Here is a 16,048-nt window from a genome sequence, read left to right as displayed (position 1 = left end):
CCGGTTGCCCAAGACCTCTCGTCAGCCGCGCGCCGCCGCCAGGAACCTGCGCAGGATCTCCTCCCCGGCGAGGACGCCCTGCTCCTGGAGGGCGACGACCCCGCCGGTGTGCCAGCCGCTGTCGGCGAGTTCGCCGTGGCCGGGGCGCCAGGCGAGGTCGGTGCTGAGCAGCAGGTCGGCGTCGAGGAGGGAGTCGCCCGCGGAGAGGGTGAGGCCGGCGCCGGTGCGGCGGGCGACCTCGCGGACGGCCGCGCTCTTGGTGAGTGGCCGGGGTACCGCGTAGATCTTGCGGCCCTGGAGGGAGACGGTCCAGCCGCGCGGGCCGGCCCAGTCGACCAGTTCCTTCACCCAGCTTTCGGGGAGCAGGGAGCGTTCGACGACGAGGTATGCGAAGAGGTCCTCGGCGACCCGGTCCTTCAGCAGCCAGGCGGGTTCGGAGACGGCGGCGAGGTGGGCGCGGACCTCGGTGAGCGGGGCGCACTCGCCGGCGATGCGGTCCAGGACTCCCGCGTGCCACTCGGGGTCGGACTCGCCGTCCACGAGGATGTGCCCGCCGTTGGCGACGACCGCGTAGGCGGGCGCCGGTCCGGGGAGGCTGATGCGGTGGTACTGCTCGCGGGTGCGGGTCGTGGTCGGTACGAAGACCGTGGTGCGGCCCAGCTCTTCCAGCAGGGCGGCGGCCGTTTCGGTGACGTAGGAGAGCGGTTTGCTGCCGTACGTCTCGACGCAGAGCAGCCGGGGTGCGTCGGCGTCCGGCATGGTGAGCTGGAGGGCGTTGGTGGAGTAGATGAGGGTGCGGTCGAGATCGCTGGCGACCATCGCCACGGGGTTCGTCCCCGGTGAGGTCACTGTTCCGTCACCGCCTTGCCGTCGGCGCCCGTCGCACCCCGGGTGTACTTGGGGTGGATCAGTCCGACACAGCTGTACGGAAGTCCGTCGACCTCCTCGACGGGCACCCCGCGCTGCTCCGCGAGGAGCCGTACGTGGTCGAGGTCGGCTCCGGCGCGGCGGTCGGCGAGGATCTTCCAGGGGACCCGGCGGAGCAGCACGCGGGTGGTCTCGCCGACCCCGGGCTTGACGAGGTTGACGTCGTTGATGCCGTACTCCTCACTGATGCGCTCGACGGCCGCCCAGCCTTCCCAGGTGGGGGCGCGGTCTGCGGCGAGCAGGGTCTTGGCCTCCTCGGCCGCCTCGTCGGCGACCTCGTCGAAGCGGGCGGCGACGGTGTCCAGGAAGTCGAGGGAGACGTCCGAACCGGCCAGTTCCCGGTAGAACTTGGCGCCGTGGAAGTCGTCCGGGCCGACCAGGTCGGCGCGGAGTACGGTGCGTGAGATCAGGCCGGAGACCGTGGAGTTGAGGCAGGCGGAGGGGATGAGGAAGTCCTCGCGGGTGCCGTAGGTGCGAACGCAGCCGCCGGGGTCCGCGAGGACGGCGATCTCGGGGTTGAATCCCTCGAACTCCGCGAGGGCGAGGGCGAGTTCGCGGGTGATGGCGCCCTTGCCGGTCCAGCCGTCGACGAAGACGACGTCGGCGGGGTCGTGGTGGGCGGCGAGCCAGCGCAGGGCGTTGGCGTCGATGCCCCGGCCGCGCACGATGGAGACGGCGTAGTGCGGCAGGTCGAGTCCGTGGCGGTGCTGGGCCCACCGCCGCATCAGGACGCCGACGGGTGTTCCGGCGCGGGCGAGCGAGACCAGGACGGGGCGGGGGCCGCGTTCGGCGAGGACCGTCTCGGTGACGGTGCCGACCGCGCGGGCGATGCGGGCGGCGGAGGTTTCCAGGGCGGCCTGGAAGAGCGCCTGGTAGGCGGGGCTGGGCTGGTACTCCACGGGGAGCGATTCGGCGTAGTGCGCGCCACCGCTCTGTATCGCCTCCTCGCGTTCCTCCGTGGGGGCCTCCAGCTCGGTGTCCGAGAGGTCCTGGAGCAGCCAGCCGACGTCCTCGGCGGCGTACGAGGAGAATGCGGGGCCTCTGAGGGGCTCGGGCAGCATGGTGAATTCCTGCCGTTCGGGGGTGTACGAGGGGATGACCGCGAGGAGCACCCGGCCGGCGTGAGCGGCGAGGCGGGCCAACAGCCCTTCGGGGGCGTGGAGTTCGGGAGTGTCGGCCTGCGAGTCGACCACTACGACGACGGCGTCGAAGCCGGCCCCGGCGACGTTGTAGGTGTACCGGTCGCCCGGCCCGTCCGCCGGGGTGTCGTGGGCCGGGAAGACCAGCCTGCTCCGTATCGCGTAGCCGGGGTCGTCGACGGCGAGGACGGGTGAGCGGGTGGTGGTGGAGTAGCGGACTTCGGCGTCGGTCAGCTGTTCCAGGGCGGTGCCGAGGCGCAGCGGGGCGTACATGAGTTCTTCGAAGCCGAGGACGAGTACGCGGCGGGGGCTGTCGGGGCCGCCAGCGTTTCCGGCGGCGGGTCCGTCGTGCAGGGCCGCGGCGATCCGGGCGGCCATGTCCGGGAGCGCGTGTTCCAGGGTGGCGCGGTGGGCGGGGGTGAAGCCGTGCCGGCCGCCGTCCGGGAGGCCCTCGGGCCATCCCAGGTCGACACGGGTGATTCGAGCGGCCTCCCCGGCCTCCCCGGCCTCCGCACCTTCCACGGCCTCCGCACCTTCCGCGGCCTCCCTCGCCTCCTGCGCGGCGACGAGGGCCTGTCCCCGCTCCAGCACCCCTTCGGGCAGCACGACCGTGCCGGAGCCGCGGGCTATGAGGTCGACCCGGGCGCCTATCTCGGCGGCGAACTCCGCGAGCCGCCCCCGGTCCGCGGGCGAGCGCATGTCGGCGAGGGCCACGATGACGTACCGCTCGCGGGGATAGAGGTCGTGGAGCGCGCGGATGGTGTTGAGGACGGTGTTGCCGGTGGAGAACTCGTCGTCGACGAGTACCAGCGTCCCGGGGCTCGCGAGCAGCGCCGGATCCTCCGGGAGCAGCAGGTGGGAGGTGGCGTGGGAGTGGGATTCCTCGAAGCCGCCGGCCCGGACCACGCCCGGAACCGGGCGGCGGGTGGAGTGGAGGTAGGGCGCCGAGCCGATGCCGTCGGCGACCGAATGGCCGAGTCCGGTGGCGGTCTCGGCGTATCCGAGGACGATCGCCCGGTCCGCCTCGGGTCCGAGCAGTTCGCGCACCCGGTGGCCGAGCTCGACCCCGGCGCCGTGGACGACGGACGGGAGCTGCGGGACGTGCTTGCCGAGGACGTGGGAGACGAGCAGATGGGCCCGCCGGGGGTTGTGCCGCAGGGCGAGGCCCAGCATGTCCCTGATCTCGGAATCGCCGGTGAGAGCGACTCCCAGCCGCTCGGCCACCCAGCTGCCCGACCACACCACGTCCATCGTCTCTCTCTCCGTCGCCCGCCCGCTCATCGGTACGCGCTCACTTCGCCCCGGCCGCGGCCAGCAGGTCCACGAAGCCGATGTCCTCACGTGCGACGCCGAAGACCTCGGCGCGCAGGAGAGTGCGTTCGGCCCACGCCCGGTGCGGTTTCACTTCATTCATCTTGTTCGTATACGCGGAGCGCAGCACTCCGCCGGCGTCGCGCTCGGGCCGCAGAATGTCCTGGGCGTCGCTGAATTCCTCGTGGCTGACGACGGAGAGCGCGTGCACGGGGTCCACGTGCGAGGGGTGGATGCAGGTTTTGCCGAGGAGGCCGTTGGCCCGGTCGAGTTCGATCTCCCGGAGCAGCCCGTCCAGGTCGTGCTCGATGAGCGCGGTGCGCAGTTTCTCCGCCCGGCCCTCCTGGAAGGGGCTGCGGCGCAGCTGCGGCTTGAACATGCGTTCCTGGTTGCGGAAGTACTCCCAGACGGGGCCGGTGATGGTGAATCCGGTGCCGTCCGCGCGCCCGAGGACATTGACGACGTCGGAGATGACGGCGCTGACGATCTGCACGTCGTACGCGGTCATGTCGGAGGATCTCCGCAGCCCGTAGGCGGAGCAGAAGTCGGTGACTCCGAGCCGCAGCGCGAGAACGTGCTCACGGTGGGTTCCGACGACACGCGCGATTCCCTGGAGCGTTTCGGTGCGGGTTTCCAGGTGGAGGAGTTCCGGCGATTCGAGCACCGGCATGGCGAAGAGCCGCTGCCCGGAGGCCGCTTCCGCGCGGGTCAGTGCCGCCAGGAAGAGTTCTCCGCGGCGTTCGGTGAATTTCGGCAGGACGAAGCCGGAGAGCAGCCGGACCGAGGCGCCGAGGCGGTTCACCAGGTCGGTGATCTGTTCCGGCTCACGCACGCGGACGAAGAGGAGGGGAATCGCCGCGTCCCGGTCGGCGAGGTCGGCGAACTGCTTGACCAGGTTCTTCTCCGCGCCTTCCACTTCGGTGTCGGCGATCGAGTCCTCCAGGCAGAGGACCATGGAGATCACGCCGCGCGCGGCTTGCTTCACGACGTCGTCCGCGAGCCGGGGACGGGTGGCCGGGGCGTAGAGCGTGGCGCCCAGTGCCGCCGAGAGCACCCGGGCGGAGGCGTTCGCGTCGAATGCGCATGGTTCCTGGAAGAACAGTCCCTGCCGGGCAGCAGGCGAGATGTGCCCGAAATGACGCATGATTTTCCCCCGTACCGCCTGATCGATCGAACAACGCATGGCCGGTAATAGTACGTATGGACGGGTGTCCGCAGTTCCCCGCATATGTGAACTTCGGGTAACTCGCCCGTGTCGGAGGGCTCCGGCACGGTAAGGTGCTCCAGCTCAGCTCTACCCCCGGATACCGGTTTACGGCCCCCGCGTTGTCCGGGGAAGCCGCCAACAGGCAGGATGACGGGCATGACGCAAGGGATGCTGAAGGGTTCGAACGTCCCCCTCGATGCCACGGCCGTACGGGCCGTGCTGCGCTGGACTCCTGGGGCCGGGGTTCCGGACGTGGACGCCTCCGCCCTGCTGCTGGGTGCCTCGGGGCGGGTGCGCATCGACGAGGACTTCGTCTTCTACAACCAGCCCCGGCATCCCTCCGGCCATGTGCGCCGCCTGCCCAAGCGCACCGTCGCCGACGGGCTGACCGACACGGTCGAGGCGGATCTGGCGGCGCTGGACCCCTCGGTGAACCAGGTGGTGATCGCCGCCTCCTCGGACGGCGCGAGCTTCGGGAGCGTCCACGACCTGCGGATATCGCTGTACGACGCGACGGCCGGGGACGGCGCCCCGCTGGCCGTGTTCGAGATCCGCCCCGAGACCGGTGAGGAAACCGCCATCATCTGCGGCGAGCTCTACCGGCGCGGGGACGGCTGGAAGTTCCGTGCGGTCGGCCAGGGCTATCCGACCGGGCTGATCGGGCTCGCGACGGCCTTCGGCATCTCGGTGGACGACGGGGAGCCGCAGCCGGCCGAGCAGCCCGAGCCGGACGGCGAGCGGGAGGACGCGGCGGCGCCCGGCCGCCCTGCTCCGGAGCACGCCGGCGACCTCACGGTCCCCCAGCCGCAGCCCGGGTACGGCTACCCGCAGCCCGCCACCGCCGCACCGGCCTACGGCTACCCGCAGCCCGCCTCCGCCCCGGCGGCGTACGGATATCCGCAGCCCGCCTCCGCCGGGTACGGCTACCCGCACCCGACGAGCGCGCCCGCGTACGGGTATCCGCAGCCCGCTGCGGCTGCCGCGCCCGCACCGGACCCGCATTTCGTCCTGCCGCCGCAGGGCCCGCAGTTCGTCCGGTCCTGAGCGGTCAGGCACGCGACTTGTAGCCGCGGCCCCACTGCATGCCGAAGCCGTAGAGCCGGTCGAGCTCGGACTGGAATCCGTAGACGAACTTGACCTCTCGGCGCACGATCAGCTCCTCCTTGACGTTCTCCACGGTGAACACGGCGCAGGAGCGGGCCTGCGGAGCGCGTTCGTCCAGCTCGATCTCGATCCGCGGGCCGTTGCCCGGGTACAGCGTGACCATCGCGTGGGTACGGTCGAACGCCGGCGTCTGGTCGTAGATGTAGACGAAGAACAGCAGGCGTCTGATCTTGTCGCGGTGGTCCATGTTGACGTAGACCGTCTCCCCCGAGGGCGCGCCGAAGCGGTCGTCCCCGCTGAGCCGGATGTACGGCGGGTCGTTCAGGTCCCCGACAAAGTTACCGAGGGGCTGCACCACGCCCTTGGTGCCGTCCATGAGCTCGTACATGCACCCGAGGTCGAGGTCGACGTTGACCATGCCCTGGGTGTGGGCCTGCACGATCTCCGGCTGGAAGAGCTTCAGCGGGTTCCGCAGCAGGCCGCCTCCAGAGCGGCCCTCGATGTCGGAGCTGCGCATCCGCCAGGAGAGGTTGACCCGGAGGTTTCCGGTGAGCGCTCCCTGTTTGTTCAGCGAGACCGTGGCATTGCGCCGTGAGAGCTGAATCGAGTTCGTCGCCGCGCTGCCCGACTCGAACTGCGCCGTGCGTGCCGGCCACAGGCCGTCGAAGAAGCCCATCCCCCCACCCCCACCTAACTGTCTGCGCGTCCTCGCGGACCGGTGATCCGGTCCTTCTTCGCGCGTCCCGCACGTCACTGCGGGGCGGCCGGCGGACCGGCCCGGGTTTCCGGGGCCGTACCGCGCGGACCGCCCCGCAGAGAGCGTTCCCTCATTCCTTACCGGGTCACACACCCGGCGGAGGAGACTTCTGGCCAGAACTTCAGCGGACTCCGCCGTCGCCGGCGTCGACCAGTGTGCTGCCGCCCTCCTCGCCGATCGCGGCGAGCTTCTTGTTGCGCCGGACCGACGACCAGAACGACCAGGCGATCAGCACCACGCCGACCAGGCCGGTGATGATCTCGTTGATCTCGTACTGGATGGTCACGAGGAGGATGACCGAGAGGGCGCCGATCGCGTAGTGGGCGCCGTGCTCCAGGTAGACGTAGTCGTCCAGGGTGCCCTGGCGGACCAGGTAGACCGTGAGCGAACGGACGTACATGGCGCCGATGCCGAGGCCGAGGGCCATCAGCACGATCTCGTTGGTGATGGCGAAGGCGCCGATGACGCCGTCGAACGAGAAGGACGCGTCCAGGACCTCCAGGTAGAGGAACATGAAGAACGCGGCCTTGCCGGCCAGCACGACCGGAGCGAGGTTCTTGCCGCTCTTCTTGGCCTCTTCCTCGGCCTCGTGCTCGCGCTCCTCCTCCTCTTCGAGCTTGTTCTCGAAGAAGCCGGAGAGGCCGCCGACGACGAGGTACGTGATCAGGCCGGCGACACCCGCGAGCAGCACCGTGGACGTCTTGTCCGCGTGCGCGCCACCGTGCTGGTGGGCGTGGGTCGCGACGGTCAGGGCGGCGACGAGCAGGACGATCAGCGCGACGCAGACCGACAGCATGTCGACCTTGCCGAGCTTGGAGAGCGGGCGCTCGATCCACCGGAGCCACTGGATGTCCCGGTCCTCGAAGATGAAGTCGAGGAAGATCATGAGCAGGAACATGCCGCCGAAGGCCGCGATCGACGGGTGGGCGTCGGTGACCAGCTGCTGGTACCGGTCCGGGTCGTTGAACGAGAGGTCGATGGCCTCGATCGGGCCGAGTTTGGCGCTGATCGCCACGATCACGACGGGGAAGACCAGTCGCATACCGAAGACGGCGATGAGCACACCGATCGTGAGGAAGATCTTCTGCCAGAAGGCGTTCATCTTCTTCAGGATTCCGGCGTTGATCACCGCGTTGTCGAAGGACAGCGAGATCTCCAGGACCGTCAGGATCGCGACGACGCCGAGAGCCTGCCACCCCCCGTAGAACACCGCTGCGACCAGGCCGAGCGCGGTAACCGCGAACGACCAGCCGAAGGTTTTCAGAAGCACTGGCTACCCCATCGTGTATGTAACGGGTCTCCCCCGTAGTGCGGGGCTCCCCCGCGCCGAGCGCGGCTTTACGAAACGTTGACCCCGAAGTCTAGAGCGATGCCCCGCAGTCCTGACGCGTACCCCTGTCCCACCGCACGGAACTTCCATTCGCCGTTGTAGCGGTAGAGCTCGCCGAAGATCATCGCCGTCTCGGACGAGGCGTCCTCGCTGAGGTCGTAACGGGCGAGCTCCTGGCCGTCGGCCTGGTTCACGACCCGGATGAAGGCGTTGCTGACCTGGCCGAAAGCCTGCCCACGATTGTCCGCGTCATGGATCGAGACGGGAAAGACGATCTTGTCGCAGTGCGGGGGCACCTGGTCGAGGTGGACGATGACGGACTCGTCGTCGCCTTCACCCGCGCCGGTGAGGTTGTCCCCGGTGTGTTCGACGGAGCCGTCGGGGCTGGTGAGGTTGTTGTAGAACACGAACCACTCGTCTCCGAGCACCCGCCCCGACTGGCACAGCAGCGCGCTGGCGTCCAGGTCGAAATCGGCTCCGGTGGTGGATCGCGCGTCCCAGCCGAGGCCGATGAGCACCTGGGTGAGGTTGGGTGCGGCCTTGGAGAGGGAGACATTGCCTCCCTTGGCGAGCGTGACGCCCATGATGGGTCCTCCCCGATTCGTTCTTCGTGTGCGCGGATCCGCTTTTCGGTCCGTGCGGCACAGCATGCCCCGTACGGGCCCTCCCGCACCGGGAACGCCCGGCAAGCCCTGCGGGGCGCGGAAGCCCGCGCGCGGCACCGGCACGACCGGCGCTCCGCACGGGAGGTGCGGCAAAGCACGCCCGGCGCCGCACGGGAGGTGCGGCGCCGGGTGCTCTGCTGCTGGTCTCCGCCCTCGGGCCGGGGGCCGGGGGCCGCCGGTCAGACGTTGACGCCGAAGTCCTGCGCGATGCCCCGCAGGCCGGAGGCGTACCCCTGGCCGATGGCGCGGAACTTCCACTCGCCCGCGTTGCGGTAGAGCTCGCCGAAGACCATGGCGGTCTCGGTGGAAGCGTCCTCGCTGAGGTCGTAACGGGCCAGCTCGGAGTTGTCGGCCTGGTTGACCACGCGGATGTACGCGTTGCGGACCTGGCCGAAGCTCTGCTGCCGGCTCTCGGCTTCGTAGATCGAGACCGGGAAGACGATCTTGTCGACGTCGGCCGGAACGGCGGCGAGGTTGACCTTGATGACCTCGTCGTCGCCCTCGCCCTCACCGGTGAGGTTGTCCCCGGTGTGCTCGACGGAGCCGTCCGGGCTCTTGAGGTTGTTGAAGAAGACGAAATTGCCGTCGCTGCCGACCTTGCCCTCGGCGTTCGCGAGCAGTGCGCTCGCGTCGAGGTCGAAGTCGCCGCCGGTGGTCGTCCGGGCGTCCCAGCCCAGGCCGACGATGACAGCGGTCAGGTTGGGCGCGGCCTTGGTCAGCGAGACGTTGCCGCCCTTGCTGAGGCTGACTCCCACGAGTCCTCCCATAGGTATGTAGGGGCCGGCAGACACCAGCTTCCCCGTCGTGCGTGATACCGGATCAACGAATGGATCCTAGTGACCGGTTCCCGGCCAAAGCAGGCTTTTGGGCGGGCGGGGCGGCAGTTCTCCGCGAGCGGAAAACGGGCGGGTGTCCGGCCGGCGTACGGCGGGACAAGGGCGGGAGCCCGGTCGTACGGCTGCTCAGAGGGCTTCGAGCGCCGCGACGTACTCCTTGAGGTCCCGCGCGTCCGGAAGGCCGTTGACGACGCTCCAGCGCACCACGCCCTCCTTGTCGATGATGAAGGTGCCGCGCACCGCGCAGCCCTTGTCCTCGTCGAAGACGCCGTACGCGCGCGAGACCTCGCCGTGCGGCCAGAAGTCGGAGAGCAGCGGGTACTCCAGGCCCTCCTGCTCGGCGAAGACCCGCAGGGTGTGGATGGAGTCGTTGGACACGGCGAGGAGCTGGGTGTCGGCGTTCTCGAAGCGCGGCAGTTCGTCGCGGAGCGCGCAGAGCTCACCGGTGCAGACGCCGGTGAAGGCGAAGGGGTAGAAGAGCAGCACGACGTTCTTCTCGCCGCGGAACTCGGACAGCGTGACCGTCCGGCCGTGGTTGTCCTTGAGCTCGAACGCGGGGGCCTGGGAGCCGACCTCGATCGCCATGGGATGTCCCTTCGCTAGCGTCACCGCCCCGAACCGGTCCGCCGGGAGCGTGGCCCAGCCTACGCAGCGTCGGCGGCGGGACGTACGAAGGCCCCCGGCGACGTGATGCCGCCGGGGGCCTTGCGGGTACTACGGAGTGCTGCCGGACGAGCTCAGCGCTTGGCCTTGGCCGTCTTGGGAGTGACCAGACGGGTACCCGTCCAGTCCTTGCCCACGCTGATGCTCTTGGTCTGGGAGAGACCGGCGGTCTGGGCGGCGTCGCTGACGTCGCTGGGTTCGACGTATCCGTCACGGCCGGTCTTCGGCGTCATCAGCCAGACCGTACCGCCGTCCTCGATCAGGCCGATGGCATCCACCAGCGCGTCCGTAAGGTCGCCGTCCTCGTCGCGGAACCACAACACGACGGCGTCGGCGACGTCGTCGTACTCCTCGTCGACGAGTTCCCCACCGATGGTGGCTTCAATACCTTCGCGGAGCTCCAGCTCGACGTCGTCGTCGTAGCCGATCTCCTGGACCACCTGATTGGGTTCGAACCCCAGCCGTTCGGCCAGATTGGTCCGCTCCTCCGCGTGGTCCGCGGTCGCGCTCACGGGTTGCCTCCTGATCATGTTCGGAAAATGCTTCAGCCACGCGCGTACGCGCGGCGCTGGCCGTAGTCCACACGGGCTCGGCGAATCGCGCAAGTACCCGGCGCCACAGACCGCCTAAACGGTGACGTTCCCTGCCACGTCGCCGCAACCTCCGGCCGGTCCGCACCGGGGTCCGGAAAGCACCCGGCCCGTATACGTCCTTCCTCAGCTTATGCCGTTTCGCTCCGGCATTCGCCGCCGTACAGCGTTTGGGAACGCTTGGACGGGTTGGGCGTAAGGTTGCGATTTGGCCCGGCGCCCCGTTCCCGCCTTACGGCTACTGCCCCGGACGGGTGTCCGGTAACCCGTTGGTTACCGTGCGGTAGAGGTGACGAACGGCCCCTGGCGGTACACGATGGAAGGTGGCGAATCCGCGGACGCCGAGGGCGTCGCGGGGTTTCGCGCCCCGGTGGATCAGCCTCGCAGCAGACTCCGTAGCAGCACCGACAGCGAAGGAACAGTGTGGCTTCCGGATCCGATCGCAACCCGATCATCATTGGCGGCCTTCCCAGCCAGGTCCCGGATTTCGATCCCGAGGAGACCCAGGAATGGCTGGACTCGCTCGACGCCGCCGTGGACGAGCGCGGCCGTGAACGGGCCCGCTATCTGATGCTCCGACTCATCGAGCGGGCGCGCGAGAAGCGTGTCGCCGTGCCGGAGATGCGCAGCACCGATTACGTCAACACGATCGCCACGAAGGACGAGCCCTTCTTCCCCGGCGACGAGGAGATCGAGCGCAAGGTCCTCAACGCGACCCGCTGGAACGCGGCCGTCATGGTCTCGCGGGCCCAGCGCCCGGGGATCGGCGTCGGCGGCCACATCGCCACGTTCGCCTCCTCCGCCTCTCTCTACGACGTGGGCTTCAACCACTTCTTCCGGGGCAAGGACGAGGGGGACGGCGGAGACCAGATCTTCTTCCAGGGGCACGCCTCGCCGGGCATCTACGCCCGCGCGTTCCTGCTGGACCGGCTGAGCGAGGCGCAGCTCGACGCGTTCCGCCAGGAGAAGTCGAAGGCGCCCGACGGTCTCTCCAGCTACCCGCACCCCCGGCTCATGCCGGACTTCTGGGAGTTCCCGACCGTGTCGATGGGCCTCGGCCCGCTGGGCGCGATCTACCAGGCGCGGATGAACCGCTACATGGAGGCGCGCGGTATCGCCGACACCTCCAAGTCGCACGTCTGGGCGTATCTCGGCGACGGCGAGATGGACGAGCCGGAGTCGCTCGGCCAGCTGTCCATCGCCGCCCGCGAGGGCCTGGACAACCTCACCTTCGTCGTCAACTGCAACCTCCAGCGGCTCGACGGCCCGGTGCGCGGCAACGGCAAGATCATCCAGGAGCTGGAGTCGCAGTTCCGGGGCGCCGGCTGGAACGTGATCAAGCTGGTCTGGGACCGCACCTGGGACCCGCTGCTGGCGCAGGACCGCACCGGCATCCTGGTCAACAAGCTGAACACCACACCGGACGGCCAGTTCCAGACGTACGCCACCGAGACGGGCGCGTACATCCGTGAGCACTTCTTCGGCGAGGACCAGCGGCTGCGGGACATGGTCAAGGACATGTCCGACGACGAGATCCTGCACCTGGGGCGCGGCGGGCACGACCACAAGAAGGTCTACGCGGCGTACGCGGCGGCCAAGGCGCACCAGGGCCAGCCGACGGTGATCCTGGCGCAGACGGTCAAGGGCTGGACACTGGGGCCGAACTTCGAGGGCCGCAACGCGACCCACCAGATGAAGAAGCTCACCACCGAGGACCTGAAGCGGTTCCGCGACCGGCTGCACATCCCGGTCACGGACAAGCAGCTGGACGAGGGGTACCCGCCCTACTACCACCCGGGCCGGGACTCCGAGGAGATCCAGTACATGCACGACCGGCGGCAGAGCCTGGGCGGTTACGTACCGACCCGGGTGGTCCGCGCGAAGCCGCTGGCGCTGCCGGAGGAGAAGACCTACGCCGCCGCGAAGAAGGGTTCGGGGCAGCAGTCGATCGCCACCACGATGGCGTTCGTCCGCATCCTGAAGGACCTCATGCGGGACAAGGAGATCGGCAAGCGTTTCGTGCTGATCGCGCCCGACGAGTACCGCACCTTCGGCATGGACGCGTTCTTCCCGAGCGCGAAGATCTACAACCCGCTGGGACAGCAGTACGAGGCGGTGGACCGCGAACTCCTGCTGGCCTACAAGGAGTCGCCGACCGGGCAGATGCTGCACGACGGCATCTCCGAGGCGGGATGCACGGCTTCGCTGATCGCGGCGGGCTCGGCCTACGCCACGCACGGCGAGCCGCTGATCCCGGTCTACGTCTTCTATTCGATGTTCGGGTTCCAACGCACCGGTGACCAGTTCTGGCAGATGGCCGACCAGCTCGCGCGCGGTTTCGTGCTGGGTGCGACCGCCGGCCGTACGACCCTGACCGGTGAAGGCCTCCAGCACGCGGACGGCCACTCACAGCTGCTCGCCTCGACCAACCCGGCGTGCGTGGCCTACGACCCGGCGTACGGGTTCGAGATCGCGCACATCGTCAAGGACGGCCTGCGCCGGATGTACGGCGAGAACAGTGAGGACGTCTTCTACTACCTCACCGTCTACAACGAGCCGATCCAGCACCCCGCCGAGCCCGCCGACGTGGACGTGGAGGGCATCCTCGCCGGTGTCCACCGCTTCCGGCGGGGCGAGCAGGGCCAGATCCCGGCGCAGATCCTGGCGTCCGGGGTGGCGGTCCCGTGGGCGCTTAAGGCGCAGCGCATCCTCGCCGAGGAGTGGAACGTCCGGGCGGACGTCTGGTCGGCGACCAGCTGGAACGAGCTGCGCCGCGAGGCCGTGGACACCGAGCGGTACAACCTGCTCCACCCGGAGGAGGAGCAGCGCGTGCCGTACGTGACGCGGAAGCTCTCCGGCTCCGAGGGACCGTTCGTGGCGGTTTCGGACTGGATGCGATCGGTGCCTGACCAGATCGCGCGCTGGGTCCCGGGGGCGTACCAGTCGCTGGGCGCGGACGGCTTCGGGTTCGCGGACACCCGTGGCGCCGCCCGCCGGTTCTTCCACATCGACGCGCAGTCGATCGTGCTGGCGGTCCTCACGGAGCTGGCGAAGGAGGGGCGGATCGACCGTTCGGCACTGAAGACGGCGGTCGACCGGTACGAGCTGCTGGACGTGGCGGCGGCCGACCCGGGCGCGGCGGGCGGCGACGCCTGACGCACGGCCGTGCGCGGCGCCCCGACGGGCGCCCCGCACGCGCACGCGTCGGCCGGCCCCGGGTACTCCCGGGGCCGGCCGACGGCGTTCGCGGGGTCGGGCCCGCGCGGTGGTGCGGTGCGCCGGGCCCGTCCCGCCCGCCGCTCGGGCGGCAGGCTGCTCAGGCGGAGGGCTGCTGTTCCTTCCACTCCGCCTGGGCGTCGTTCAGCTCTCCTGCCATCTTGGTCAGGAACTCCTTGGCGGAGGTGCGGCCGAGCAGGACCTTCTGGAGTTCGGGCTCGTTGTCGGCCTTGCTGATGCCGTTCCAGTCCGGCAGGTAGTAGGGCAGCTGCACGGTGACGGTCGAACCGTCGGTGAGCGCCTTGGCCGCGAGGGCGGTGGGCTCGGCGCGGGAGACCCAGGGGTCCTTGGCTGCCTCGATGTTGGCCGGAATCAGCCCCGCCTGCTCGTTGAACTTCGAGTTGGCCTCGTGGGAGGCGGCGTACTCGATGAACTTCCAGGCGGCGGCCTTGTGTTCGGAGCTCTTGAAGAGGCCGAGTCCGTCGACGGGGTTGGAGACCTGGACCCGCTTGCCGCCGACGCCGATCGGCTGCGGGACGCCCCGGAACCTGGCCGTGCCGAGCGCGGTCACATGGTCCTGGTACGAGCCGAGGTTGTGGTTGACCATGCCGATGGTGCCGGAGTCGTACTGGGCGACCATCTTGATGAAGTCGTTGTTGAGGTCGGCGGACGGCGTGACCTTCTTGTAGAGGGCCGCGTACTTCTCCAGGGCGGCGACGTTCCGGGGGTCGTCGAGTGTGGTCTTCTCGCCCTTCGCGTCCCAGAAGGACGTGATCCCGGACTGTCCGTACATGGCGTCCATGGCCTGCGCGATGGAACCGGCACCGCCGCGGATGGTGTAGCCGAAACGATTCTTCTTGGGGTCGCTCAGCTTCTCGGCAGCCTTGTAGAAGTCGTCCCAGGTGGCCGGCGCGGCGAGGCCGGCCCTTTTGAAGAGGTCGGTGCGGTAGTACAGCACCCCGTTGTTGGCGGAGATCGGGACGTTGTAGGTGTGCGCCTCGGAGCCGCCCGCCGCCTTCATCGCCTCGACCATGCCCGGGTCGAGCTCGCCGTCGAGCGAGGAGTCCGCGCTCCGGTCCTCCAGGGGTTCCAGAGAGCCCTGGGCGGCGAGCCCGGCGAGCATCGCCGCGCCGACCCCGCCGACGTCCGGCAGTCCGCCGCCCTGGATGGCGTTGTCGTACTTGGTCTGGATCTCGGTGGCCGCCACCCCGACGTACTGGACCTCGATGCCCGGGTTCTCCTTCTCGAAGCCGGCGATGATCTCCTTCCATATGTCGGTGCGCACGCCGCCGTTGTTGTCCCAGAAGACGATCTTCCCCTTGCCGTCGCCCTCGGCTCCCGCGCCTCCGGCGAAGCCGCTGCCGTCGTCGCCGCAGCCGGTGACGGTCAGGGCGAGAACCGCCGTGAGGGACATCGCCGCCGCCGCGCGTGCCCGGTGCGTCTTCGAGATCTTCATCGTCGGCTCCACTCTCTCGGTTCTTCGGTAGCGGTGTGGCGGGTACGTCGGGTGGTGGGTGTCAGCTCGCCGCCACCGGTCTCGGGGCGTTCCAGGTGTCCGGGGCCGCCGCCTGCTCCGTACGGGCGGCGGGGCCCGCGGGTTCGCCTGCCGGGAAGGCACGGCGGAGGAAGGACGCGATGTGGTCGTGGAGGGCGGCCGCGGCACCGGCCGCGTCGGCGGCCAGCGCGAGCCGCAGGATCTCCCGGTGTTCGGCCGCCTCGCGCTCCCAGGAGGGGTCGGCCGCCCACGCGACGGTGGAGACGAGGGCGGCCTGGTCGCGCACCTCGTCGAGCATCCGCCCCAGCAGCGGGTTGCCGCAGGAGAGGTAGAGGGCCCGGTGGAAGTCCCGGTTGGCCAGCGACCTGTCGGCCTTGTCGGCTGCCGAGTCGGCCCGTTCCAGGGCCTCTTGGGCTGCCTCCAGCGAGGCCCGGCAGGTGATCGTGCGGCGCAGCGCCTCGGGTTCGAGGAGCAGGCGCACGTCGTAGACCTCGCGCGCCATCTCGGCGTCCACGAGCCGGACGGTGGCGCCCTTGTACTGGCTCATGACCACGAGCCCGGTGCCGGCGAGCGTCTTGAGCGCCTCGCGCACCGGTGTCTTCGACACCCCGAACCGCGCGGCGAGTTCGGTCTCGACGAGTGCCTGTCCCGGCTGCAACCGGGCGGTCAGGATCGCGTGTTTGATCGCTTCCAGCACGAACTGCGTCCTGGACGGGATCGGGGTGGGCGCAAAAGTCATGAAGGGCTCTCGCATCTCGCGTATCGCGTCTCATATATGACGTACGAAGTACGACGCGTCGAAGCTAGA

The 16,048-nt window shown here is 69.5% G+C and carries 13 protein-coding genes; 2 read left to right on the top strand and 11 right to left on the bottom strand.

Going from position 1 to position 16,048, the window contains the following annotated elements; all coding sequences use genetic code 11:
* Positions 1–21 precede the first annotated feature (21 nt).
* From OHT52_RS22440 to OHT52_RS22430, 3 genes are read right to left on the bottom strand one after another with little or no spacing between them, the layout of a single operon-like run.
* Positions 22–819: an HAD family hydrolase gene (locus OHT52_RS22440; RefSeq protein ID WP_328723850.1), complete on the bottom strand. Its 798-nt coding sequence runs from the start codon at positions 817–819 to the stop codon at positions 22–24.
* A 26-nt stretch (positions 820–845) separates the two neighbouring features.
* On the bottom strand, positions 846–3,317 hold the full coding sequence (locus OHT52_RS22435) for a phosphoribosyltransferase (RefSeq protein WP_328721973.1): 2,472 nt from the start codon (positions 3,315–3,317) through the stop codon (positions 846–848).
* Between the two features lie 40 nt (positions 3,318–3,357).
* Entirely contained in the window at positions 3,358–4,521 is a 1,164-nt protein-coding gene (locus OHT52_RS22430; protein ID WP_328721972.1) for an HpcH/HpaI aldolase/citrate lyase family protein, read from the bottom strand.
* Between the two features lie 210 nt (positions 4,522–4,731).
* Between OHT52_RS22430 and OHT52_RS22425 the strand changes: the two genes are divergently transcribed.
* Positions 4,732–5,628: a TerD family protein gene (locus tag OHT52_RS22425; RefSeq protein ID WP_328721971.1), complete on the top strand. Its 897-nt coding sequence runs from the start codon at positions 4,732–4,734 to the stop codon at positions 5,626–5,628.
* A 4-nt stretch (positions 5,629–5,632) separates the two neighbouring features.
* On the opposite strand, the gene OHT52_RS22420 is transcribed toward OHT52_RS22425, so the two are convergent.
* The 6 genes from OHT52_RS22420 to OHT52_RS22395 form a co-directional block, all read right to left on the bottom strand.
* Entirely contained in the window at positions 5,633–6,364 is a 732-nt protein-coding gene (locus OHT52_RS22420) for a TerD family protein (RefSeq protein ID WP_328721970.1), read from the bottom strand.
* A 202-nt stretch (positions 6,365–6,566) separates the two neighbouring features.
* Positions 6,567–7,715: a DUF475 domain-containing protein gene (locus tag OHT52_RS22415; RefSeq protein ID WP_328721969.1), complete on the bottom strand. Its 1,149-nt coding sequence runs from the start codon at positions 7,713–7,715 to the stop codon at positions 6,567–6,569.
* A gap of 68 nt (positions 7,716–7,783) precedes the next feature.
* Positions 7,784–8,359 carry a TerD family protein gene (locus OHT52_RS22410; RefSeq protein WP_328721968.1) on the bottom strand — a complete coding sequence of 192 codons (576 nt, stop codon included), beginning with the start codon at positions 8,357–8,359 and terminating at the stop codon, positions 7,784–7,786.
* Positions 8,360–8,619: 260 nt separating this feature from the next.
* Positions 8,620–9,195 carry a TerD family protein gene (locus tag OHT52_RS22405; protein WP_275494434.1) on the bottom strand — a complete coding sequence of 192 codons (576 nt, stop codon included), beginning with the start codon at positions 9,193–9,195 and terminating at the stop codon, positions 8,620–8,622.
* A 207-nt stretch (positions 9,196–9,402) separates the two neighbouring features.
* On the bottom strand, positions 9,403–9,861 hold the full coding sequence (locus tag OHT52_RS22400; RefSeq protein ID WP_266703844.1) for a peroxiredoxin: 459 nt from the start codon (positions 9,859–9,861) through the stop codon (positions 9,403–9,405).
* Between the two features lie 152 nt (positions 9,862–10,013).
* Positions 10,014–10,451, bottom strand: coding sequence for a DUF3052 domain-containing protein (locus tag OHT52_RS22395; protein WP_328721967.1), 438 nt, complete (start codon positions 10,449–10,451; stop codon positions 10,014–10,016).
* 501 nt (positions 10,452–10,952) lie between these two features.
* Here OHT52_RS22395 and aceE point away from each other — a divergent pair.
* Positions 10,953–13,685 carry a pyruvate dehydrogenase (acetyl-transferring), homodimeric type gene (gene aceE / locus OHT52_RS22390; protein ID WP_328721966.1) on the top strand — a complete coding sequence of 911 codons (2,733 nt, stop codon included), beginning with the start codon at positions 10,953–10,955 and terminating at the stop codon, positions 13,683–13,685.
* A 160-nt stretch (positions 13,686–13,845) separates the two neighbouring features.
* Here the strand turns inward: aceE and OHT52_RS22385 are convergent, their stop codons facing one another.
* On the bottom strand, positions 13,846–15,201 hold the full coding sequence (locus OHT52_RS22385) for an ABC transporter substrate-binding protein (protein ID WP_328721965.1): 1,356 nt from the start codon (positions 15,199–15,201) through the stop codon (positions 13,846–13,848).
* Between the two features lie 61 nt (positions 15,202–15,262).
* The gene (locus OHT52_RS22380) at positions 15,263–15,979 is read right to left on the bottom strand and encodes a GntR family transcriptional regulator (RefSeq protein ID WP_328721964.1); all 717 of its coding nucleotides are present in this window, start codon (positions 15,977–15,979) and stop codon (positions 15,263–15,265) included.
* Between the last annotated feature and the right edge of the window lie 69 nt (positions 15,980–16,048).

It is taken from the genome of Streptomyces sp. NBC_00247, assembly GCF_036188265.1.
In the GTDB taxonomy this organism is placed as follows: domain Bacteria; phylum Actinomycetota; class Actinomycetes; order Streptomycetales; family Streptomycetaceae; genus Streptomyces.
Note: the sequence above shows the minus strand (reverse complement) of the source record. Positions and strands in the feature narration are given on the sequence as shown.